This window comes from Delftia sp. WSY_12, from assembly GCF_043104645.1.
Taxonomy (GTDB): Bacteria; Pseudomonadota; Gammaproteobacteria; order Burkholderiales; family Burkholderiaceae_C; genus Comamonas; species Comamonas tsuruhatensis.
Window position 1 is genome coordinate 112053 of record NZ_JBICKW010000061.1, and the last position, 22337, is coordinate 134389.

Here is a 22337-nt window from a genome sequence, read left to right on the forward strand (position 1 = left end):
GCGTTGGGAGGCAGTTTGGTGACAGTTCTGTATTGAGCTGCAGAACAGAGCAAAGCAGTGGCACGCAATGACTTCCCATATGTGCGTTGAACCCAGGCCTGCCTGCTCACACATTGCACAGGTCTCAGACGTATCCGAAAGCACTCATAGAGGCAAGTACCCGTCCACCAGCGCTTGCACCACGTCCGCTTGCAGTACATCCCGCCTGCGCTTGATGGCCTCTCGCTCGCGCAGGCCGGCCATCCATCGCTTGAACGCGACGAAGGTTGCCGGGTGGACGGTATGCATGCGCGCCATGGCTCCATTGCTGGCGACGATGACGGCTGAAAACGGTGGCGCATCCAGCAGCACGTTGGCACGCCTGGCCTGGGCCACCCAGAAGTCTTCCTCGGCGTCGCTGAGTTTGATGGGGTGGGGATCGTCTGCCACACGTTCGCGACGGATGATGTCCACTTCAAAACCGTCTTTGTTGACGGCCGTGTAGAGCTGGCTTTTGCGCAGGCGGAACGTGCTGTCCACCTTCTTCAGTACGCCGAGCATGGAGCTGTCTACGCGGGCGAGTTGCGTGGCAAATTGCAGCCGCTTGCGGGTATCCCACAACAGGTCCATGTCGCGCGTGGCCAGGGCATCTGCCTGTAGCCGCAAGCCGGCTGCTGCCTCGTACGCGTAAAGCGCATGCGTTCCTACCACGCGAAAGTGCGGACTCAGCCCGGTGATCGACAGACGGTTGAGCAGCTCCACCACCAGCGGGTCCACCCTGCCTACGCGCAGCGCACGATTCAGTCGCTGGTGCTGGGCCAATGCGGCCTTGAGCCCGGCCAAACGCTCGGCGCTTTCCTGTTTGCGCTGCATGAAGCGTTCATAGATGGCTTCGGTTTCCGGCGTGCGAAGACCGAGGCTGGTTTCGGCGCCCGCAGGCGTGGTGCGGATCAGGTAGCTGGATTGAGGAGACGACGCCGGACCCGCATGCCAATACATGCCACCGCGTACTTGAGCCCCTTCATCCCGGGCTTCTTCCAGGGCTTCGAAGGTGGATACGGCGTCTATGTACTGGCGGGCCGCTGATGGCTGGAGGTCTTGCATTTCGGTATTTTTTTGAGAATTTCTCTTTTATACCGAAATTCTTTTAAAAACAACAGCCTAAGAGATTTTGAAACGCTTCGGATCACGAAGAAACCACCAGCCTCGAATGCCCCACGCCACCGCCTTTCTCCACCCGCACCTGCACGGCGATGCGTTCCTTGAGCGCCTCCACGTGGCTGATGATGCCGATCATCTTGCCGCTGTCGTTGAGCCGGTCCAGCGCGGTGAGTGCGATCTCCAGCGTGTCGGCATCGAGCGTGCCGAAGCCTTCGTCGAGGAACAGGGAGTCGATGGAGGTCTTGTGGCTGACCAGGTCGGACAGCGCCAGGGCCAGGGCCAGGCTGACGAGGAAGGCCTCGCCGCCCGATAGCGTGCGCGTGTCGCGCGGGGTGTCGCCCTGCCAGCTGTCGACGATGTCCAGTTCCAGCTCGCCCTCGGGCTTGCGGCGCAGCAGGTAGCGGCCGTGCAGGCGCGACAGGTGGAGGTTGGCCAGGTGCAGCAGGTGGTCCAGCGTGAGGCCTTGGGCAAAGCGCCGGTATTTGTCCCCCTTGGCCGAGCCGATGAGGCCGTCCAGGTGCTGCCACAGCTCGCTGTCGCTGGCCTGGGCCGTAATGCGCTCGAACAGGGCCTGCTGGCCCTGGCGGCGGCGCTGGTCGTCGGCCAGCTGGGTGCGGGCGCCGCCCAGTTGTTCGCTGAGTGCGTTGCGGCGTTCCTCCAGCGTTTGCAGGCGGGCCTGGATTTCTTCGGGCGCCGCCTCGGTCAGGGCCTGGGCCTGCAGTTGCGCGTGCTCGCGCTGTGCGGCTTCGAGCAGGGTGGCAGCGCGCTGTTGTGCCGCCTGCAGTTGCTGGCGCAGCGCGACCAGGCGCTGGCGTTCGGGTGCGGGGAGCAGGGCCTGCAGGTAGGCGGGCTCGTCAGCAAAGGGACTGGTGCTCAGGGCGGCCTGCCATGCGGATTCGGCCTGGGCCGCTTCCTCGCGCTGGCGGGCCAGCGTGGCCTGGGCCTGTTGCTGCTGGCCTTGCAGGGCATCCTGCTGCCGCGTGAGAGCGGCGATGTCGCTGGCGCATTCGGCCAGGGCCTGCGGCAGCTGTTCCAGGGGCGGCAAGGGCAGGGAAGGCGGCTCTGCCACAGCCGTATCGACGGGATGGTGCTGCGCCGTTCTCTGCACCTCGCACTGTGCCTCCCACTGTGTTTCCGACTGCTTTTTCCAGCGCTGCGCATCGGCCTCGGCCGCCTCGCATTCCTTGCGCTGCAAGGCCATCGATTGGGCCAGTTGCTGCAGGTCGTGCCGGGCCTGCTGCCAGTGCTGCCATTCGGCTTCGCGCGCTTCAAGCCAGGGCTGGGCGTCGTCGGGCAGGGTGTGGCCGGCCTCGCCGAGCGAAGCCTGCAACTGCGCGTTCAGCGCCTGGGCTTCGGCCTGCAGGCCGGCGATGGATTGCTGCAGTTCTTCGCGGCGTGCGCTGTGGTCGGCCAGGGCCTGCTGCTGCAGCGCAAGCTGGCCTTGCGCGGTCTGCAGTGTCTGGCGGCTGTGCTGGGCGGCGTCCTTGGCCTGTTGCACGGCCTGCTCGCCTTGCTCGGCGGCCTGCACGGCGCGCTTGAGCGTGTCCAGCTGCCGGGCGCAGGCCTGGGCCGATGCGGCGAGGGTGTCGGCCTGTTGCCAACTGTCTGGCGCGAGTTGCAGGGGTTGCGTGAGGCCCTGCCATGTGTCGTTCCATGTGTCGTGCCAGCGTGCGATGTCCTGTTCCAGTTCGTCGGCCTGGCGCTGGCGCGCCGCCTGCGCGGCCGTGGTGGCGGCCAGCGTGGCGCGGGCGGTTTCGCCCTGGGTTTGCAGGGCGTCGAGTTCCTCCTGCTTGCGGCGCAGCGCGGCTTCGGTGGCCGAGGCGTCCAGCGCTTCGTAGGCGGCCACGGCCGGGTGCTCTTGCGCGCCGCACAGCGGGCAGGGCTGGCCGGGCTGCAGGGCGTGGCGGTGCTCGGACAGGCTTTGGATGCGCTGCTCCTGGGCCAGCAGTTTTTGCTTGTCACGGACCTGTTCTCGCACGTCTATGTAGCGCGTGCGCAGGGCTTGCCAGGTGTCCGTCTGCTGCTGCGCCAGTGCTGTTCCTTCGCGCAATTCCCGGGCCAGTGTCTGTTGCTGGCGCGCAAGTTCGCGGCGCTGCGCGGCCTGGGTTTCTGCCTGGCGCCACAGGTGCAGGCGGTCCTGCTCTGCCTGCTCGCGCGCGCGCAGCTCGGCCATGCCGCCGCTGCCTTGAAGGCGCTGCGCCTGTTCGTCCTGCGCGTGCTGGAGTGCGGCGCTGGCGCGGGCCTGGGCATCGGTGGCGGCTTGGACCTGGGCCGCGCCGGCTTCGACGCTTTGCGCCATGCGGGCCTGTTCGGCATCCAGCTTGCGCAGGGCCTGCTGCTGGTGGGCCGCCTGCTGTTGCTGGCTGGCGCGCAGCTTGAACTGCTGGCGCCAGCTGCCCAGGCGCTCGCCCAGCAGGGCATGGGCTGCATGGTGGGTGCAGAACTGTTCCAGCGTTTGGTGCTCGGCCTGCTGGCGGGCCAGGGTGTCTTGCGCAGCCTGGGCCAGGCGGGCGGACAGGGCCTGGGCATGGCGGTGCTGCAGCAGCAGGCGGGTCTGGGTCTGCTGTTCGTGCTCGCGCAGTTGCTGCAGTTGCTGGCGGCTGTCATCGCAGGCGGCGGTGCTGCGCTGCCAGGCCTGGTGCAGCGGCTGCAGCGCTTGAGCAGGCTCGTCGTTGGCCAGTCTTTCCAGTTCGGGCGTGGCCTGCTCCAGTGCCTGGGCGGCGTCTGCGCAGCCGGTGCGGGCGGACTGCAGTGTCTGGGTGGCCTGGGCCAGTTGCTGCTGCCATTGGTGCTGGGCCTGGGCGCGCAGGTAGTCGGCCTGCAGCGTGGCCTGCTCCGTCACCAGGCTGTCGGCCTGGGCCTGCAGGGCATCGCGCGCCTCGGGCGTCAGCAACTCCACGCCATCGGCCTGGGCCTTGAGCTGGTCCAGGCGCTGGCGCGCATCGCGGGCGCGTTCGAAGACTTTCTGCGAGATGAGGCCGTAGATCTCGGTGCCTGTCAGCTCTTCCAGCAGGCCGGCGCGCTCATTGGCATTGGCTTGCAGAAAAGCCGCAAAGCCGCCCTGGGCCAGCAGCATGGACTTGGTGAAGCGATCGAAGTCCAGCCCCGTGATGGCGGCGGTCTGCTCCAGCTTGTCGCGCGTCTGGCTGCTGAGGATGCTGCCGTCGCCCCGGGCCAGTTCCACCTTGGGCGCCTGCAGCGCGCCATCCACCCTGTCGCGTGCGCGGCGCTGGCTCCAGAAGGCGCGGTAGACCTGTCCCTTGACCTCGAATTCGACCTCGGCCAGACAGTCGGCCGTGTGGCGCGTCATGAGGTCGTTGGCGGATGCCGAGATGGTCTTCAGGCGCGGTGTCTCGTGGTACAGCGCCAGGCAGATGGCATCGAGCAGGGTGGACTTGCCCGCGCCCGTGGCCCCGGTGATGGCGAACAGGCCGTTGCCCGCGAACGGTGCCTGCGTGAAGTCGATGCGCCATTCGCCCTTGAGCGAGTTGAGGTTCTTGAGCCGCAGCGTAAGGATCTTCATGCGCGGGCCTCCTCGCCGTGTTCGCCGGCGCCTGGGTGGGGCGCATCAAGCCCGGCCACCACCTCCTGGTAGCGCCGGGTGAGGGCCTGGGCCATGCCAGGCTCCAGTGCTTCCAGCGCCAGGCGGCGCTCGAAGACGTCGGCGGGGCTGATCTCGTGCAGCGACTCGCCAGCGGCGGCGGCCATGCCGGCCACCGCCCGGCCGCGCTGGCGCCGCACGCGCAGCAGTTCCACGGGCAGCTCGTCGGCCAAGGCCTGCACGCGGTCGGTGAGCTGGAGCAGGTAGTCGTCCTGCTCCACCACCACCTCCAACCACACGGGCCGTGCAGGGCTGCCGGCCTGGGCGGTGGCGCGCATCAGATCCGGCAAGGCGGTCAGGCTGCCTGCCACCGAGGCCATGGGCTGAAAGCAGGGAACGGGCAGCGGCGTGACGGCCTGCAGCCCTTCGGGGCCCAGGTCCACCAGCAGCATCTGCTTGGACTGGCGGGCCTCGTCAAAGCTCAGCGCAATGGGCGAGCCGCTGTAGCGGATGTGCTCCAGGCCGCCCACTTTCTGCGGCTGGTGGATGTGGCCCAGGGCCACGTAGTCGGCGGGCGGAAAGGCCGAGGTGGGGAAGGCGTCCAGCGAGCCCACATAGATTTCGCGCACGGACTCGCTGCTGCTGGCGCCCACGGTGGTGAGGTGGCCCGTGGCGACGATGGGCAGGCGCTCGCCGCGTGTGGCGGCCAGCGCATCACGGCGAGCGATGGCGGCGTCGTGCACGTTGCGGTAGCAGGCCTCGATGGCGGCCTGCAGCGCCTGCTGTTTTTGCTCGGCGCTTTGGCCCGCCTGGCTCAGCATCACGTCGCGCGGGCGCATGAAGGGCAGGGCGCAGACGATGCAGCCAGGCATGGCAGGCTGGCCCGGCCGGCGCCGCAGCGGCAACTCCACCACGTGGCTGGCCGTCTCGCCCACGGCGGCCACCACGGTGGTGTCCAGGCAGGCCAGCAGCTCGCGGCTTTCGGCCAGCGTGGCCACGGAGTCATGGTTGCCGCCCAGCAGCAGCAGGGCCACGCCCGCCGCGTGCAGGCGCACCACGAGCTGGCTGTACAGCTCGCGCGCATAGCTGGGCGGCGCGCCGGTGTCGAAGATATCGCCCGCGATGAGCACGGCATCCACCGCCTGGGCATCGACCTGCTCCAGCAGCCAGTCGATGAGCGCGGCATGCTCTGCCTGGCGGCTCTTGCCCATGAAGTGCTGGCCCAGATGCCAGTCGGAAGTGTGAAGAAGGCGCATGGTTTCGGTATCGCGGGGTCCAATGTCCGCCGGCTCTGGCGGGGGCGACAGTATGGTCGCTGGCGCGCATGGGTGACAGCAGGACGGCTTGCCGCAGCTAACATCCCGGTTCGCATCAACCAAGGAGACACAGGCATGTTCAGCCACGTCATGGTCGGGGTCAACGACCTCGAAAAATCCAAGCAGTTCTACGACGCATTCCTGGGCGCGCTCGGCATTGCGCCGGGCATGGCCAACAAGAACCGCTATTTCTACCGCAGCGCGGGCGGCACGTTTGCCATTTCCACACCGATCAACGGCGAGGCCGCCTGCCACGGCAATGGCGCGACCATCGGCTTTGCGACGCAGTCGCCCGAGCAGGCCGACGCGGCCCATGCCGCCGCCGTGGCAGCCGGGGGCGTGACCTGCGAGGATCCGCCCGGCTGGCGCGAGGCTTCGCCCGGTGGCCGGCTGTACCTGGCCTATGTGCGGGATCTGGATGGCAACAAGCTGTGCCTGTTGCATCGGCCGCCGAAGGCCTAAGTTTCTGACCGTGCCGGACGGTGTTTTTTCGGGGCTGGAGCCCTGACGTCGAAACGCCAAAATGCAAATAGCCGATGTGCCATAGCTGCACTCGGCTGTTTTTATTGCGATTGGCCAACGTGGTGCCGCGCCAGAACAATCACCATTGAAATGGCTTGAACTTGCATTTTGGGCAGTGCAATACCGTCTTGTCCCTGCCCTCCAGGAACAGCGCACCGCCCCGGAACTGGTTGATGCTCCAACTTCCACGGCTGCCATCGCTGAATGCGATTTCGCCGCTTGCATAGCAGGGCGACCAGTCTAGCGTGTAGTGTGCGTCGTTTTCGTTGGTGGTTTTTGCCTGTTGAAAATAACGGCGCACCTGGGAGATGGTCAGGACAAAGTTGGCGCAACTCACCGCTGGGTCTTTTTCGACGGGCGATTTGGCCGCGTTTTCCTGGATGGTGATCTGGCTGATCTTGGGAAGTATCAGTGGGCACAGTGGCGGCTCGAACTCTGAGCCTTTTGTGCATTGATTGGCGGCGGAGGCGGTGCTAGCCATAACAACTAGCAGGGGTAAGGTTAATAGTGATCTCACCATTTTGCTGAAATCGCTTCCGTAGGATTTTTTCTAGAGACTTCTGGGTGCCTGAAAACTTCGCTCATAGATATTCTTAGTGTCAGCGTTAATTCCGCGATAAGCCACTGTAGTGCATTGTTCTGCTCGCTTGTAACGGCCTGATAAGTTTTCTTTTCGTCTGGTATGTTCCCGCCACGAGGAAGTGCTTCACCTACCAATTCAATGCCAATGCTGTCTTGGTTGGCCGGAAATCGTGCTGGAACCTTTTTCAGCATCTCGCGCTTGTTCTCTTGGGTTGGATTGAAGCGTTGTAACGATTTTAATTCAACTGGCGTGCATCGCTTTTCCAGTAAACAACGCGCTTTTATTTTGCCAATGTGCCATGTTTGTTTGTAAAGGGAAGCGGTTTGATATATTGTTCCATCTTTCTCTATCAGGAAATGTGCTCCATTTGCTGATGGGTTTTTGTAACTATCAATTGAAGACTGTGCTGTCGATCCTCCAGTTTGATGAACAATGATGCCATGAATTTCCTTCATTTCACCACGTTCAATGGTGGGTGCGATGGCTCGCTTTATAAGGGAGTGGATTGCTATTCCATTTCTATCAATTATTAGCATTTTAGTACCAATGATGTAGGCCTGCCGATGGCCCATGGGTGTTAATTTGGTATTTTGCTGGATATCGTAATTGCCGTTGATATGTTAGCCATGATGGGTATTGAGTGGTTGGGTTGAATTTGTAAAATTATGCAATCCTGATCTTTTTGTCATATCTCGCAGTTTTTTAGATGTTTGGGCGGCTGTTGTTGTGATCTGATATGCAAATCAGTCTGTCTTGCGGAGTAGCAACTGTCTTGGCTTATGCGGGCGATCAAGAAATTGGTCGACAACCGGACAGGCCCGGCCTCGGAAAAAAGCATCACCCGGCAGGGGCAAAAAACACGCGTTCCCATACCCACTGCCCTCTGCGCCATACTCCCGCCCGAACGCGCCCACCGGGCGCTCACCCCCAAGGAGAATGCGTGCAATCAGCAAGTGACCAGTGGTTCGACGAGGCGTACTACCAGCGCTACTACTTCGACAAGAAGACCAGCGTGGTCGACACCGAGCATGTGAACCGGCTGGGCGCTTTCGTGTGTTCCTATCTGAACTATGTGCGGGTGCCGGTGCGCCGCGTGCTGGATGTGGGCTGCGGCATCGGTCTGTGGCGCGAGGCGGTGCAGCGCCACTTCCCCGGTGCCAGCTACCACGGCGTGGAGTTCAGCGAGTACCTGTGCGGACGCTTCGGCTGGGAGCGCGGCTCGGTGGTGGACTATGCGGCGCATGATCCTGCAGAGCCCTTCGATCTGGTGATCTGCCAGGGCGTGCTGCCCTATCTGAGCCCGCCGGATCTCAAGCGCGCGCTGGCCAATCTGGGGCGGTTGAGCCGAGGCGGCCTGTATGTGGAGGCAGTGGCGCGCGAGGATTACGAACGCGGCGTGATCGATGAGGATCTGACCGATCCGCGCCTGTTCCGCCACCGGGCCGATCTGTACCGGCGCGGGCTGGCCGAGCATTTCAAGGAACTGGGCGGCGGCGTGTGGCTGAGCCGCCGCGCCGAGCTGCCGCTGTTCGAGCTGGAAAGCGTGGGATGAGCATGGAGCTGCCTGCCCAGGCGCCGGTGTCTCCGGTGCCCCTGTCCTATTTGCGTGGCGTGGATTCGGGCGTGGCGCCGCATGCGGTGTCGCGCCTGCGCACGCAGCGGCTGGCGCGCAGCACGCGGCCGTTCCTGTCGCGCGGCGGGCCGCGTGGTGAGCGCTGCGAGGGTTGCCGGCTGCGGCCTTCGCACTGCATCTGCGCGCTGCGGCCCATGCTGCCGACGCGGGCAGGCTTTTGCCTGCTGATGCACGATGCAGAGCCGCTCAAGCCCAGCAACACGGGCTGGCTGATCGCCGATGTGGTGGAGCAGACGCACGCCTTCGGCTGGGCGCGCACCGAGGCCGATGCGGGCCTGCTGGCGCTGCTTGCCGATCCGCAGTGGCAGCCCTATGTGGTGTTTCCGGGCGAGTTCGTACAGCCGCCGCAGCGCGTGGTGCACACGCTGCCGGTGCCCCAGGCCGCGGTCGTGCCGGGCCAGGAGCGGCGCCCGCTGTTCATCCTGCTGGATGCGACCTGGCCCGAGGCGCGCAAGATGTTCCGAAAGAGCCCTTACCTGGACCGCTTTCCGGTGCTGAGCCTGCACCCGGATCAGGTCTCGCAGTACCGCCTGCGCCGCTCCCAGCGCGAAGACCACTTCTGCACCAGCGAGGTGGCCGCCCTGTGCCTGGAGCTGACGGGCGATGCGGGCGACCGGCGCGCGGGCCGCGCGCTGGAGAGCTACCTGGCGCTGTTCACCGAGCACTATCTGCGCGCCAAGAACCAGCAGCCGGTGCAGGCAGACAGTGCCGCGCACCGGGGTCTGCAGGACGCCGTCTCATCCCGCTGTACGCCTGAAGAATAAAAACGATAGCGGTAAACGCTTGTGTTCATTGGGATTGGCGTCGTTTTGTTCCAAATTGTTGACGGCACATCCATCGCCCAGGCCCGGTGCGCGCCGGCGGCTTCACGGGGTGGAATGGGCCAGGGTGCAGCGGCGCCAGCACAAACCTCCTGTTACGTTCTGGCTGCAGGGCGCCTCCCATACTCGCGGCGTGCGAAGAAAGGCGGGTGGACGGCAGGGCGGGGGCATCGGATCCCGGGCTGAATGTCCATCGAACCTCGTCCCCGGGCGGTGATGGCTAGAATTGGATTTCGCTGAAATTCATCGGCCTGGCCCCGCTCAAGCGGGGCTTGTTCGTGCACGCAGGGCTGTCCGTCGAGGTGGCCCGCATCCTCAGGGCGCGCCGCACCGCGGCACGCGGATTGCTGTTCACCGCATCCGCCGGGAACCTTGGGACGTGCCGTCTCTCTTATCGCGCTGGACCATGCGTTGCACCCTTCGGGGCCGGCTGCGCCATGGCCGCGTGCTCCATTTTCTTGGGGTTTGTTCATGGCTCGGGGCCCATTGCTCCGGCGTTGGAAAGGTGTCCGGTTTTGGTGGTCAAGGATTTCAAACTGCGCTACAACCCCGCCCTTGACGGGCTGCGGGGCGTGGCGATCCTGTTGGTGATCTTGTCGCACTCCCATGCGCCTCTGTTTGATGGCGCGTTCTTCGGGGTCGACCTGTTTTTCGTGCTCAGCGGCTATCTGATCACTTCGCTGCTGCTGATGGAAAACGATTCCGAGGGCCGCATCGGCTTCTGGCGCTTTTACCGCCGCCGCTTCTTCCGCCTGATGCCGGCGCTGGCCCTGTTTCTGGCCGCGTACTGCATCTTCGCGCCCATGCTGTGGCCGGACCTGAACGACATCTACTCCGATGCGCTGGTCTCCATCCTCTATCTGGCCGACTACGGCATCGCCTTCTTCGACAGCCCGGACACGCTGCTGCACATGTGGTCGCTGTCGGTGGAGGAGCACTTCTACCTGATCTGGCCGCCGCTGCTGGTGCTTCTGCTGCGCTTTTCCAAGCCGGGCCGCCTGTGGCGCCCGATTGCCCTGCTGTGGGCGCTGAGCTGGCTGTGGCGCGTGTACTGGGTGGACCAGGGTCAGCACTTCTATGAGATCTTCTTCCGCTTCGATACCCGCGCCTCGGGCCTGTTCGCCGGTGCGCTGCTGGCGGCGCTGATGATCGAGCGCCCGGACTTCATCGCTGCGCTGAAGGCGCGCATGCACCACGCCATGTGGGTGCCGCTGGCCGTGCCGCTGTTGATGGCGCTGCAATGGGACAACCAGGACGCCATGGTCTGGGGCATCACCGTGGTGGAGTGCGCGGCCGTTGTGCTGCTGGTGGCGGTGAGCCAGGGCTCGGGCCTGGTCTACGACATGCTGTCGTCGCCCATGCTGGTGAAGCTGGGACGCCTGTCCTATGGCGTCTATCTCTGGCACTACCCGGTGGTGCGCTATCTGCGCGCCGACTTCTCGTGGCCCGTGGTCGTGGTGCTGGGCCTGGCGATCTCGGTGGTGCTGTCGGCGCTGTCCTTCTACACCATCGAGCGCTGGGCGCTGCGCATGCGTGATGGCGAGCGCAAGGGCGGCGAGCGCCAGCCGCAGGCGCAGCCGGCCTGAATGCCGGCAGGGCGCCGAAAGCAAAAAGGGAACGTTGGCACGTTCCCTTTTTTTGTGGGTGAAGGAGATCTGCTGCGCTCTCAGAACCCTGCGCCGGGCTGGGACAGGTACTGCAGTTCCTCGGGCGTGCTGGTGCGGCCCAGGATGGCATTGCGATGCGGAAAGCGGCCATAGCGCACGATGACGTCGCGGTGCCGGTGGGCGTAGTCCAGCGTGCCGGCCAGGAACTCGCGCACGCCCTCGCCGCCAGTGTCACCGGCCTGGTCGGCCAGTGCCTGGAAGGCGGCCACGCTGCGGTTCTGCAGGGCCAGGTCCTCGGCATGCTCCAGCGGCAGGTAGCAGAAGATGCGGGCCACGGCGGGCAGGTCGGCATGCCGGTCATGGCCCTGGGCGATGCCGTCCAGCGCCAGCTGCAGCGCCTGCGGGTCGCCCGCAAAGCTGCGCGCCGTGCCCCTGAACAGGTTGCGCGTGAACTGGTCCAGCAGCACGATCAGCGCCAGCCTGCCCAGCGCCGTGCCGGCCCAGGCGTCGAGTCGGCCGGCCAGCGCGTCTTCGACCAGGGCACCGAAGCGCTCGCGGATCTGGTTGTCGGTGGCATCGGACTTGATGAACCACAGGTTCTTGCAGGCCAGGGCGCTTGCATTGTCGGGGCGGGTGGAGCCCAGCCAGTAGCCGAGCACGTCGGCAATGCGGGGGGCTGCGGCGGAGGAGGGTGCAATGCTGGTCATCGGGGGCCCGTGTCTGGTCGGATGAGGAAAGCTTCGATTGTGCAGGCGGTGGCGGGCCGAGGCTGTGGATGGCCGGTTCTCCGCAGATGGATAACAGTTTGTGCAGAGGTTTTTCCAACCAATATGCACAGATTTTTCAAGAGAATTTCTATTGGTTATCAACAGGTGGCGTCATTGATTCCATTGGAGGTGCTTGGAAATCAGGCGGCAAGGGCATCAAGATTGCTTTCGGCAATACTGCGGAATTCCCCGGAGATGCGCGCATCCTGCGCCACGGCCCGCCAGAAGCGCCGCGCCAGTGCCTGGGCGCGCGGCCATTCGGCCAGCGTGGCGGCCGTGGGGCGCGGGGGCTGGGCGCTGAAGTCGCGCTCCACGATCTCGCCATTGATGGGCATGTAGAGCATGGGCAGCATGTCGTAGGTGGGCGACAGCGCCCAGTCGCCCTGCGGCTGCGGCAGCACGAAGGAGATGTTGCCGTAGTGCCGGTCGGTGTTGGCGATGAGTTGGCCGTAGGCCTCGAGCAGGCGCAGGCTGCGCGCATCGGTCTCGGTGATGAGGCCACGCGCCGCCAGGCGGCTGGCCGTGGCGGCCCAGTTGTCCACCTCGCCCACGTACTGGGCATTGAGCACCTGCAGGGAGACCATGCCTATGCGTCCGGGGTTGCGGTCCGGCGGCGGTGCGCAGCCCGGCTCGGGCTGGCTGCGATCGAAGCGCTCCGATTCGAGAAAGGCCCGGCCGCCATCAATGAACAGCCGCGTGCGCGCGGCGGGCAGGCCGTCTTCGGCCAGGGTCTGCAGCGCCAGATGCTCGCAGACCAGCAGGTCGCGTATGCGCTGCTCGGCCGGCGCGTCGCCTGCCGGGGAGAATTTGACGATGACGCTGCGCCCGGCCGTGGTGCAGCAGAACTTGGGCTGCTCGCCGCCCGCCGACGAGCCCGGATGCGTGCCCTGCATGGCCTGCATGGCCAGGCGCGGATACTCGGCCGGCGACTCGGCGCGCAGCGCGCGGGCGGGCAGGGTGTGGAAGCGCTCGAACGCGGCTTCGCCCACGATGAGGTTGCCCGGCAGGTCCTCGCCGAAGCGGGCCAGGGCGCGCAGCACGTCGTCCTCGCCCCATTGGCGCGGGTCGCCGCCCAACTGCAGTTCGGGATGGCTGTGCGCAAACGTGCGGCCGATGAAGCCCTGGGGCCGCATGTCGTCCAGGAACCAGGGCAGGCCGTCGTGCTGCTCGCTGAGGCCATCGGCCTCGTCCACCCAGAAGCCGCCGCCGTGCAGCGCGATCATGCGGCCGAAGGGCGATGCGTGGCCTTCGGTATCCACGCGCATGATGGCCACCTCGGCGCCCACGCCCACCACCTGGCGCGGCAGCACATAGCGCTGCGTGCGCGCCGCACCCACCTTGCGCACCTGGCCCGACCGGATCAGCGGCGCCAGCGCGCGCGACACGGTGGGCTGGCTCACGCCCAGCATCTGCTGCAGCTCGCGCGCCGCCAGCGCACCGCCCTGGCGGCGCAGTGCCGCCAGTACCTGGGTGGAGAGGTCTTCCAAGGCCATGGGAATCAATTGATGAATGAATAAAAATAAGGGGTAATTTATTAAAAATCAATGATTTATGCAAAACAATGAATGAATATATGAATAGATTCATGCGCCGGTGGAGGGCCGTGCCCAAGGCCGCGGCAAAGCTGGGCGGGCGGGAGGGCCGGCCAGAAGGATTGGGTGATGTTTCCGTACGGGTGGCGGTACTGCCTATGTCTGATGGGCGCTCGCTGTGAAGCGCCTTCGCGCAGGTGCCGGGCAACACCCACTGCAGGGACAGGGAATAGCCCCTGGCGGGACAATGCCGATCTCAAAAAACATAGCGCCATGCGTATGGCATGCATGGCGCTTCAGGGTTTCGTGTCGGGCTTTCTGGGGCTTGTGCTGTCGTGATGAATCGCCGCTTTTTGTTGATGGTCCTGGCCGCGGGCTGCAGCCTGGCTGCGACCGGATGTTCGGGAAAGTCCGGGCCTGGAAATGTCTCGATTTCGCGGCAAAGGCTGCAGGAGGTGGTGGCCCAGCGCTTTCCACGGCAATTCCCCGTGGCCGGCATGCTGCAGCTCAAGCTGCATTCGCCGGTGCTGGGATTGCTGCCCGAGCGCAACGCGCTCAATGCGGTGTTGCAGGCCGATCTGTCGGGACCCGTGCTCAAGCAAGCCTATGGCGGCCATCTGAACCTGGACTTCGCGCTGCGCTACGAGCCCACGGACCGCACGCTGCGCGCCCACCAGATCAAGGTCAACAGCCTGGTCATCAACGACCTGGCCCCCGCCATGAGCGACATGATCACCACGTACGCCAGCGCCCTGGCCGAGCAGGCGCTGGGCCAGCTCGTGCTCTACCAGCTGCAGGACAAGGACCTGGCCCTGATGGACTCTCTGAACATGGAGCCCGGCGCCATCACGGTGACGCCGGACGGCCTGAGCGTGGCCCTGGTCCAGAAGCCCGTCGCGCCGCGCTGAGAGCTGCGCCGTGCGGGCGGTGCTCGGTTCAGCCGTGCGCCTCCATCCGAGCGCCTCGGTAGCCGGTGCATGGCGGCGAGCGGGGAGACTGGCCATGCAATCTGCGTGGGTTGTCATGACCCGGCGGCAGGGTCGGGCCGCCATTATTTGGCGTGCCAAGCATGGCTGGGCGCCGAACGCTACGATGCAGCGGCCATCGATTTCTTGGCGAACCCGTCCAGCCTTCAAGGTGCCCCATGACTCCACAGAATCCGCTTTCCGCCTTTTCCGTCACGCGCAAGTGGCCGGCCACGCAGCCGGACCGCATCCAGCTGTATTCCCTGCCCACGCCCAACGGCGTCAAGGTGTCGATCGCTCTGGAGGAGATGGGCCTGCCGTATGAGGCGCACCGCGTGGGCTTCGAGAGCAATGACCAGCTCTCGCCCGAGTTCGTGGACACCTTTCCCAACAACAAGATCCCGGCCATCCTGGACCCGCAGGGTCCGGGCGGGAAGCCGCTGGCGCTGTTCGAGTCGGGCGCCATCCTGGTCTACCTGGCCGAGAAGTCCGGCAGCCCGCTGCTGCCCGCCGACCCGGCCGCGCGCTATGAAACGCTGCAGTGGCTGATGTTCCAGATGGGTGGCGTCGGCCCCATGTTCGGCCAGCTGGGTTTCTTCCACAAATTCGCGGGCAAGGACTTCGAGGACAAGCGCCCGCGCGACCGCTACGTGAACGAGTCCGTGCGCCTGCTGGGTGTGCTGGAGCGCCGCCTCGCAGGCCGCGCCTGGGTGATGGGCGAGCAATTCACCATTGCCGACATCGCCCTGTGGCCCTGGGTGCGCAACATGGTGGTGGAGCAGGGCTACAACGCGGCCGAACTGCTGGGCTGGGAGCGCTTTCCCGAGCTGCAGCGCGTGCTGGCCGCCTTCGTGGCGCGCCCGGCCGTGCAAAAGGGCCTGGTGACGCCGCCGCGCAACTGACCCGGCGGGCGTTGCATTCCTGGGCCGCACTGTCCCAGCCATGGTGGCTTTCAAAACCGGCGCGGGGGCCGCATCTGTCCGAGAATGCAGCGCCCCCTTTTTTCTTGCGGGCGCAGCCTCACAGGAGCCACGATGACCGCAGCCACCACCCCCGTCCTCCAGAGCCAGCCGCTGGGCCCGCTGTGGCCCACCATGGACCCCTTCCTGTTCTGTGCCCACCATGACGATGCCTATCCGCCCAGCGATGGCCGCCTGGGCGTGCAGGCCGTGGACCTGGAAGGCCGCCAGATGGGCAGCGACTTCAGCCGCAAGGACGGCTTTTCCATGTACCACGGCGATGGCGTGCCGGGCTTTCCCGGCCATCCGCACCGCGGCTTCGAGACCGTGACCCTGGTGCGCAAGGGCCTGATCGACCATTCCGATTCGCTGGGCGCGGCCGCGCGCTTTGGCGGCGGCGACGTGCAGTGGCTCACGGCCGGCAAGGGAATCCAGCATTCGGAGATGTTCCCGCTGCTCAACAGCGACGCGCCCAATCCGCTGGAACTGTTCCAGATCTGGCTGAACCTGCCTGCGCGCTCCAAGATGGTGGAGCCGCACTTCACCATGTTCTGGAACGAGCGCATCCCGCGCCTGGAGCACGCAGACGCCGCAGGCCGCAGGACCGTGGTCACCGTGGTCGCAGGCAGCCTGCCCGGCACGGCGGCCGCCCTGCCGCCGCCGCCCGAATCCTGGGCCTCGCAACCCGAGGGCGACGTGGCCATCTGGACGCTGCGCCTGGAGCCCGGCGCACGCTGGACGCTGCCGCGCGCAGCCGGTGCGGACACGCAACGCATGCTGTATTTCTTTGCGGGCCAGGCACTGCAGGTCGGGCCCACGGCCCTGGCCCAGCATGCGGCCCTGCATGTGGATGCCACGCAGGACTGGGAGCTGCACAACAGCGGCGCCGACGCCGTGGAATGCCTGGTGCTGCAGGGCCGCCCCATTGGCGAGAGCGTGGCGCAGTACGGCCCCTTCGTGATGAACACGCAGCAGGAAATCATGCAGGCCATGCAGGACTACCGGCGCACCCAGTTCGGCGGATGGCCCTGGGCCGAGCAGGACCCGGTGCATGGCGCAGAGAACCGGCGCTTTGCGCGCTACCCGGGCGCTGCGGCCGAGGAACAGCCGCCGGCCGCCTGAGTCCGGTCAGGCCGCGTCAGGCCGTGTCTGCGGGTGGATGAAAGCTGGCCGGCGCGGGCGTGCGCCCCAGCTCCTTGAGGATCTTCAGCGTGATGGCCATGCCGGTGTTGCCTGCGGGCACGCCGGCATAGACGGCGGTCTGCAGCAGCACTTCGCGGATGGTGTCCAGGTCCAGCGGCGCGGCCTCGGCATCGGCCGGGTCGGCCAGCAGCCCTGTGCGGATGTGCAGCTCGAACTCTTCCCAGCGGCCCATGGAGGCCGTGATGGCCAGCACCATGATGCGGCGCGTGCGGCGCTCCAGGCCGGGGCGGCTCCAGATGCCGTCCCAGGCATAGGCCGTGATCATGCGCTGGAACTCCACATTCAGTTCGTTGGCGCGCGCCACGGATTGGTCCACCCATTCATCACCCAGCACGCGGCGGCGGTTGGCAAGGCCGCGCTGCAGGGCGTCGGAGGAAGATTCGGTCATGGCGGGGGGTCCTGTGTCAGGCATGGGCATGGGCATTGGCGTTGGCGTTGGCGTGGGTCTGCGGCGCTGCCAGCAGCGCCAGGCACGCATCATGCGATGCCTGCACGGCGCGTGCCGGGTCGCAGGCCCGGGCCAGCGCATCTTGCAGCGCTTGCAGGGCTGCTGCGTCCAGCCGGGGCGCGGCCCATTCGGCCAGCAGCAGGCGCAGCTCGCGTCCCTGCTCCAGCGCCTGCGGGGCCAGCAGCTCCACGGCGGCCAGGGCCTCGGGCTTGCCTGTCCAGTGCGCCATGGCGTGCACGCAGGCCTCTGAAAACACCAGTCCGTGCAGGCCCCGCACATGGCCCAGCATGCGCTGCGGATGCACCTGCAGCGACTGCGCGGCCTGGCGCAATGCGGCGGCGGCGCCATGCACATGGCGCCACAGGTCGGGCCAGTGCGCGACCTCGGCCTGCCACTCGCCCAGCGCGCGTTCATGGGCCTGGGCCATGCAGCCCAGCAGCAGGGCCGCGAGTTGGGGGATGGCCTGGGCCTGTGCCACCGCCTGCATCAGGTGCACGGGATTGCGCTTGTGCGGCATGGCGCTGGAGGTGCTGCCGCGCGGCGCCTCGGCGATCTCGCCCACCTCGTACTGTGCCATCAGCGACCAGTCCCGGGCCAGCTTGGCCAGGCTGCCGCCGCACACAGCCGCTTCCATGGCCAGGCGCATCCAGTCGTCACGCTGCGTATGCCAGCTGCGGCCGCAGGCCGACAGGCCCAGGCGCCGGGCCAGTGCCTGCTCCACCTCGGCACGGTGGCTTCCCAGCACGGCGCCATTGCCCACGGCGCCGCCCAATTGCACGCACAGCGCAGCGGTGGCAAGCCGTTCAAACTGTTCGATGCTGCGCTGCACGGCGGCAGCCGACTGCGCGCACTTGAATCCGAAGCTGGTGATCTGCGCGGGCTGCAGCAGGCTGCGCGCCAGCATGGGCGTGGCCGCGTGCGTGCGGGCGAGGGCCTGCAGTGCGGACTGCAGCGCGTCCAGCTCGGCCAGCAGCGCCTGCAGGGCCTGCTGCGTGAGCAGGGCCTGCGCCGTGTCCACGGCGTCCTGCGTGGTCGCACCCCAGTGCAGCCAGGGCAGGCCTTCCGGGGCGTGGGCCTGCAGCCACTGCTGCAGCGGCCGCACCACAGCCAGGCCCAGCGCGCCGCTGGCGCGCGCCTGCTCCACCACGCCTTCGCACGTGAGCGGCGCCTGCGCGCAGGCGCGCGCAATGGCCTCGGCGGCCGGGCGCGGCACCAGGCCGCAGTCGGCCTGGGCCTGGGCCAGCGCGCTCTCGAAGCGCAGCAGCGCGTCCAGCCAGCGCGCGTCTGCAAACCAGTGGCCGCTGTCGGCCGGGCCCAGATAGTCCTTCACCAATGACATGCTGTCCTTGCCGGTCTCAGGCCGTGGCGCCCGAGGCCTTGATCACGGCGGCCCACTTGGCGCTCTCCACCTGGATGCGGGCCGCGTACTGCGCGCCATCGCCCAGCAGCGGCACGGCGCCCTCGATGCCCAGGCGCGACTGGAAGGATTCGGCAGACGCCACCTTGAGGACGTCGCGCCCCAGCGCGCGCACCGTCTCGGCAGGCGTGCCCTTGGGCGCGAGGATGCCGTAGGTCAGCGAGCTCTCGAAGTCGGCCAGCGCACGCACGCCGGACTCGGCCACCGTGGGCACGTCGGGCAGCTGGGGCTGGCGTTTGGCGCCAGTCACGGCCAGGGCGCGCAGCTTGCCGGCCTTCACCAGGGCCATGGCCGCGGGAATCACGCCAAAGCTGAAGTCCACATTGCCGCCCACCAGGTCGGTCAGCGACGGGGCCGTGCCCTTGTATGGCACGTGGATGGCCTTGGCGCCCAGCGCGTGGGCGAACATCTCGCCCGTCAGGTGGCCGCCCGTGCCCGAGCCGCTGGAGGCGTAGTTCATCTCGCCGCTGCGCTTGCGCATCTGCTCGGCCAGGTCGGCCACGCTGCGCACGGGCGAGGAAGCCGGCACCACCAGCAGCAGGGCCGACGAGGCGAACATGGCCACCGGCTGCAGATCGGTGGCCGCATTGAACTTGAGGCCCGGGTACAGCGAGGGATTGATGGACACCGTGCCCGTATGGCCCAGCAGCCAGGTGCCGCCGTCGCCGGCCGCACGCACCACGGCTTCCGTGCCCAGGTTGCCGCCCGCGCCGGCCTTGTTCTCCACGATCATCCCGTAGCCGAAGGACTCGTTGAGGCCGTGCGCCATCTGCCGCGCAAATACATCGTTGCCGCCGCCTGGCGCAAACGGCACCACCAGGCGGCTGCCGCGCTTCTGGGCCCAGGCCGGCAGCGCACAGGCGGCCAGCGCGGCGGCGGCGGCGGACAGCCACATCCGGCGCGGCAAAGAGTTCTGAGAGGTTTGAGCGGTTTGAGAGGTTTGAGCGGTGGGCCGGGAATCCATGCGTCTGTCTCCTGGAAATAGTCGTTGTCACGCAGTGTGGTGCAGCGCAGCCTGGGAAAACAGCAGTTGCATCTGCGTTGTGATTCAAGAAAATGTGTGAAATGGACGTGAGATACATACACAATTTCTTGAGAGTAGTGGACACCGGCTCCATGTCCGAAGCCGCTCGCCAGCTGGATCTGAGCCCCTCGGCCATTGCCCAGCAGATGCGCGTGCTGGAAGGCGAGCTGGGTGCGCCGCTGCTGGTGCGCCATGGCCGCAGCGTGCGCGCCACCGAGGCGGGCGAGCGGCTGTTCGAGCGCGGCCGCCAGCTGCTGCAGGACTTCGAGGGCCTGCGCGAATGGGTGGCCTCGGACGCGGACGGCGGCGAGCTGCGGCTGGGCACCGTGAACACGGCGCTGCACGGCTTTGTGCCCGCCGTGATGCGGGCTTTCGTGGCGCGCCACGCCGAGGTGCGCATCAGCGTGCGCGCCGGCCTCACGCCCGAGCTGTACACGGCCCTGGTCCAGTCCGAGCTGGACGTGCTGATCTGCCTGCAACCCTCGTTCGACCTGCCCAAGACCGTGTGCTGGGCCGAGCTGCGCCAGGAGCCTTTGGTCGTGCTGTGCCGCGCCCGCGATGCGCAGCAGGACCCGCTGGCCCTGCTGCGCACCCGGCCCCTGGTGCGCTACGACCGTTCCCTGGCCGGTGGCCGGCTGGCCGACCGCTACCTGCGCGCCCAGGGCATTGCGCCGCTGGAGCGCATGGAACTGAACTCGGTGCTGGCCGTGGCCATGATGGTGGACCAGGGCCTGGGCGTGGGCCTGGTGCCCGACATCGGCCCCGTGCTCTCCCAGGGCCGCGACGTGCGTGTGCTGGCGCTGCCGGAGCAGGGCGCTGCTGCGGACGGCGCCGGCTCCCGCCCCGCCGATGCGCGCAAGGTGGGCCTGCTGTGGCTCAACACCTCGGCCCGCGCGCGCTGGGCGCGCAGCCTGCTCGAATGCGCGCGCGAGTGCCTGGCTTGAGGTCGGGCGGCCGGTGAACCCACGGCCGCGACGCTGGAATGCCCCAGGTCGCCGACAATGGCAGCTTTGCGCGGCGCGCCTTCTGCGCTGCGGTTTTCCAAGGCCTTTGCCATGAACATCACCAAAGACACCGCCGTCACCATCAACTACAAGATCACCGACAAGCTGGGCAAACTGCTCGACAAGGGCGACGTGGCCTATCTGCACGGCGGCTACGACAACATCTTCGCCAAGGTGGAAGCCGCCCTGGACGGCAAGGCCGTGGGCGACACGCTGACCGTGGACCTGGCCGTGGAAGACGCCTTCGGCGCGCGCGACGAGAGCCTGACGCGCACCATTCCCAAGGGCGAGTTCCCGCCCGGCGTGAAGGTCGGCGGCCAGCTGCGCGGCACGGATGACCAGGGCCAGCCCCAGATCTACCACGTGGTCAAGATCAAGGGTCCCGTGGTGCTGCTGGACGGCAACCACCCGCTGGCCGGCATGGCGCTGCACTTTGCCTGCAAGGTCACCGAAGTGCGCGCGGCCAAGCCCGAGGAAATCGAGCACCGCCACGTGCACGGCGGCCACGGCCACCACCATTGAGAGGCAGGGCCGGGATACGCCCGGTCCGCACGGCCCCGCAAAGCACAAAGGCCGCCTGGCATGCCCGGCGGCCTTTGTGTTTTCCGACTAGCCCGCCTCCAGCGCCAGCAGCGCCGTGGCGGTGTTGGAGATCGGTATGTGGTAGTTGCCGTGCACGCGGCGCACGCCGGGCGCGGCGCTTGACAGGGCGCCGCGCATGGCCAGCCACATCAGCAGTTCCACGCCCTGGGTGCCGGTCTTTTCCACCAGTTCATGCACGCTGAACTGCGTGGCCCATTCGGGATTGGTGGCCATGCTTTCAAGGAACTGCAGGTCGAAGGCCTTGTTGATGAAGCCCGCGCGCTCGCCATCGAGCTGGTGCGACAGGCCCCCTGAGGCAATGACGGCCACGCGCTGGTCGCTGTTCCAGCGCGCGATGGCCCGGCCCACGGCCTGGCCCAGCGCATAGCAGCGGCGCGCCGAGGGCAGCGGGAACTGCACGGTGTTGATGCACACCGGCACGACGGCCACAGGGCAGTCGCCCTCGGGCCAGAACAGCTTGAGCGGCAGCGTGCAGGCATGGTCCACCAGCATCTCCTGGCAGCTGACCACATCGAAGTCCTCCCCCACCAGGGACTCGATCAGGTGCCATGACAGCTCCGCGTGGCCGCGCAGCGGTGCCAGCGTGGGAATGCCCCAGCCTTCGTCGGCGTTGCAGTAGCGCTCGGCCGCGCCCACGGCGAAGGTAGGCATCTTGTCGAGGAAGAAGTTCAGGCCGTGGTCGTTGTAGAACACCACCACCACGTCGGGGCGCTGGGCGGCCAGCCATTCGCGGATGGGCGGGAAGCCGTCGAAGAAGGGCTTCCAGTACGGCTCGTTCTGCAGGCCCTTGTGGATGGCGTTGCCGATGGCGGGAATGTGCGAGGTGCCGAGGCCGCCGATGAGATGTGCCATGGTGGGTGTCTCCTGTGCTGTGTCTTGCGTGTGGGCTGCGGCGGGGCTCAGGCGTGCGAGCGCAGCAGGGCCTGGAATTCGGCCTTGGTCATGCCGGTCTGCTGGGCGCCTATGTCCTGCATGTCCAGGTGGAAGATGCCGGCCAGCTTGGCCAGGTAGTAAGCGTTGCCGCCGGCCGCGATCATCTGCAGCACGTTGCGCGCGCGCACGGCCTCGGCCTGCTCCTGGTTCAGCCCGTAGCTGCGCATATAGGCCTCTTCGTCGGCCAGGAAGGCCTGGCGGTTGGCCAGCTCGTTGAAGGAAAAGCACATGCTGTTGAGCGCATAGCCCTTGCGGGCCTGCCTGCCGTCGAACAGGGTGGTGCCGGGAATCTGCGGCTGATCGGCCATGTTTTGTCTCC

At 66.8% G+C, this 22337-nt stretch carries 21 protein-coding genes; 9 read left to right on the forward strand and 12 right to left on the reverse strand.

Translation table 11 applies throughout. From position 1 onward, the window contains the following. Window positions 1-144 precede the first annotated feature (144 nt). From ACF8LI_RS27005 to sbcD, 3 genes are all read right to left on the reverse strand, one after another. Complete coding sequence (locus ACF8LI_RS27005) at window positions 145-1083, reverse strand: GSU2403 family nucleotidyltransferase fold protein (protein ID WP_026062422.1); 939 nt, start codon at window positions 1081-1083, stop codon at window positions 145-147. Between the two features lie 82 nt (window positions 1084-1165). Next, on the reverse strand, window positions 1166-4663 hold the full coding sequence (locus tag ACF8LI_RS27010; protein ID WP_392414578.1) for an AAA family ATPase: 3498 nt from the start codon (window positions 4661-4663) through the stop codon (window positions 1166-1168). Continuing rightward, window positions 4660-5937, reverse strand: a complete 1278-nt coding sequence (gene sbcD / locus ACF8LI_RS27015; protein ID WP_209672453.1) for an exonuclease subunit SbcD — start codon at window positions 5935-5937, stop codon at window positions 4660-4662. Before sbcD ends, ACF8LI_RS27010 begins: the two co-directional genes overlap by 4 nt. Window positions 5938-6072: 135 nt before the next feature. On the opposite strand from sbcD, the gene ACF8LI_RS27020 reads away from it, so the two are divergent. Then, complete coding sequence (locus ACF8LI_RS27020) at window positions 6073-6459, forward strand: VOC family protein (RefSeq protein WP_012202828.1); 387 nt, start codon at window positions 6073-6075, stop codon at window positions 6457-6459. 139 nt (window positions 6460-6598) lie between these two features. Here the strand turns inward: ACF8LI_RS27020 and ACF8LI_RS27025 are convergent, their stop codons facing one another. Both ACF8LI_RS27025 and ACF8LI_RS27030 read right to left on the reverse strand, forming a co-directional pair. Then, window positions 6599-7000 (reverse strand): hypothetical protein, encoded by a 402-nt coding sequence (locus ACF8LI_RS27025; RefSeq protein WP_016449868.1) that lies wholly within the window; start codon window positions 6998-7000, stop codon window positions 6599-6601. A 32-nt stretch (window positions 7001-7032) separates the two neighbouring features. Continuing rightward, entirely contained in the window at window positions 7033-7674 is a 642-nt protein-coding gene (locus ACF8LI_RS27030) for a peptidoglycan recognition family protein (RefSeq protein ID WP_016452080.1), read from the reverse strand. 368 nt (window positions 7675-8042) lie between these two features. Here ACF8LI_RS27030 and ACF8LI_RS27035 point away from each other — a divergent pair, with 368 nt between their 5' ends. From ACF8LI_RS27035 to ACF8LI_RS27045, 3 genes are all read left to right on the forward strand, one after another. After that, complete coding sequence (locus ACF8LI_RS27035; RefSeq protein ID WP_016449866.1) at window positions 8043-8654, forward strand: class I SAM-dependent methyltransferase; 612 nt, start codon at window positions 8043-8045, stop codon at window positions 8652-8654. After that, window positions 8651-9499, forward strand: a complete 849-nt coding sequence (locus ACF8LI_RS27040; protein ID WP_392414579.1) for a tRNA-uridine aminocarboxypropyltransferase — start codon at window positions 8651-8653, stop codon at window positions 9497-9499. The genes ACF8LI_RS27035 and ACF8LI_RS27040 overlap by 4 nt, the downstream gene beginning before the upstream one ends. A 494-nt stretch (window positions 9500-9993) precedes the next feature. Beyond that, window positions 9994-11142 (forward strand): acyltransferase, encoded by a 1149-nt coding sequence (locus tag ACF8LI_RS27045; RefSeq protein ID WP_016449864.1) that lies wholly within the window; start codon window positions 9994-9996, stop codon window positions 11140-11142. An 80-nt stretch (window positions 11143-11222) separates the two neighbouring features. Here the strand turns inward: ACF8LI_RS27045 and ACF8LI_RS27050 are convergent, their stop codons facing one another. Both ACF8LI_RS27050 and yjjJ read right to left on the reverse strand, forming a co-directional pair. Continuing rightward, window positions 11223-11870, reverse strand: a complete 648-nt coding sequence (locus ACF8LI_RS27050) for a DUF924 family protein (protein WP_392414580.1) — start codon at window positions 11868-11870, stop codon at window positions 11223-11225. A 200-nt stretch (window positions 11871-12070) separates the two neighbouring features. Continuing rightward, window positions 12071-13423, reverse strand: coding sequence for a type II toxin-antitoxin system HipA family toxin YjjJ (gene yjjJ / locus ACF8LI_RS27055; RefSeq protein ID WP_392414581.1), 1353 nt, complete (start codon window positions 13421-13423; stop codon window positions 12071-12073). Window positions 13424-13920: 497 nt separating this feature from the next. Between yjjJ and ACF8LI_RS27060 the strand changes: the two genes are divergently transcribed. From ACF8LI_RS27060 to ACF8LI_RS27070, 3 genes are all read left to right on the forward strand, one after another. Next, window positions 13921-14370 carry a DUF1439 domain-containing protein gene (locus ACF8LI_RS27060; protein ID WP_223275342.1) on the forward strand — a complete coding sequence of 150 codons (450 nt, stop codon included), beginning with the start codon at window positions 13921-13923 and terminating at the stop codon, window positions 14368-14370. Between the two features lie 236 nt (window positions 14371-14606). Further along, window positions 14607-15329: a glutathione S-transferase C-terminal domain-containing protein gene (locus ACF8LI_RS27065; RefSeq protein ID WP_013804547.1), complete on the forward strand. Its 723-nt coding sequence runs from the start codon at window positions 14607-14609 to the stop codon at window positions 15327-15329. A gap of 132 nt (window positions 15330-15461) precedes the next feature. Further along, a complete protein-coding gene (locus ACF8LI_RS27070) occupies window positions 15462-16508 on the forward strand; it encodes a pirin family protein (RefSeq protein ID WP_012202840.1) in 1047 nt (348 codons plus the stop codon). A 16-nt stretch (window positions 16509-16524) separates the two neighbouring features. Here ACF8LI_RS27070 and ACF8LI_RS27075 read toward each other — a convergent pair whose 3' ends face one another. Genes ACF8LI_RS27075 through ACF8LI_RS27085 form a run of 3 tightly spaced genes read right to left on the reverse strand, consistent with a single transcriptional unit; the run spans window position 16525 to window position 19418 of the window. Beyond that, a complete protein-coding gene (locus ACF8LI_RS27075) occupies window positions 16525-16977 on the reverse strand; it encodes a carboxymuconolactone decarboxylase family protein (protein WP_392414582.1) in 453 nt (150 codons plus the stop codon). A gap of 16 nt (window positions 16978-16993) precedes the next feature. Next, window positions 16994-18376: a lyase family protein gene (locus ACF8LI_RS27080; protein ID WP_392414583.1), complete on the reverse strand. Its 1383-nt coding sequence runs from the start codon at window positions 18374-18376 to the stop codon at window positions 16994-16996. Window positions 18377-18392: 16 nt separating this feature from the next. After that, a complete protein-coding gene (locus tag ACF8LI_RS27085; RefSeq protein WP_392414584.1) occupies window positions 18393-19418 on the reverse strand; it encodes a Bug family tripartite tricarboxylate transporter substrate binding protein in 1026 nt (341 codons plus the stop codon). Between the two features lie 101 nt (window positions 19419-19519). Between ACF8LI_RS27085 and ACF8LI_RS27090 the strand changes: the two genes are divergently transcribed. Both ACF8LI_RS27090 and ACF8LI_RS27095 read left to right on the forward strand, forming a co-directional pair. Then, window positions 19520-20422 carry a LysR family transcriptional regulator gene (locus tag ACF8LI_RS27090; RefSeq protein WP_043825400.1) on the forward strand — a complete coding sequence of 301 codons (903 nt, stop codon included), beginning with the start codon at window positions 19520-19522 and terminating at the stop codon, window positions 20420-20422. Between the two features lie 111 nt (window positions 20423-20533). Beyond that, a complete protein-coding gene (locus ACF8LI_RS27095; RefSeq protein WP_034399899.1) occupies window positions 20534-21004 on the forward strand; it encodes a peptidylprolyl isomerase in 471 nt (156 codons plus the stop codon). 87 nt (window positions 21005-21091) lie between these two features. Here ACF8LI_RS27095 and ACF8LI_RS27100 read toward each other — a convergent pair whose 3' ends face one another. Then, window positions 21092-21937 (reverse strand): class III extradiol dioxygenase family protein, encoded by an 846-nt coding sequence (locus tag ACF8LI_RS27100; RefSeq protein WP_392414585.1) that lies wholly within the window; start codon window positions 21935-21937, stop codon window positions 21092-21094. 47 nt (window positions 21938-21984) lie between these two features. Further along, on the reverse strand, window positions 21985-22326 hold the full coding sequence (locus tag ACF8LI_RS27105; protein ID WP_016449852.1) for a protocatechuate 4,5-dioxygenase subunit alpha: 342 nt from the start codon (window positions 22324-22326) through the stop codon (window positions 21985-21987). Window positions 22327-22337: the final 11 nt, after the last annotated feature.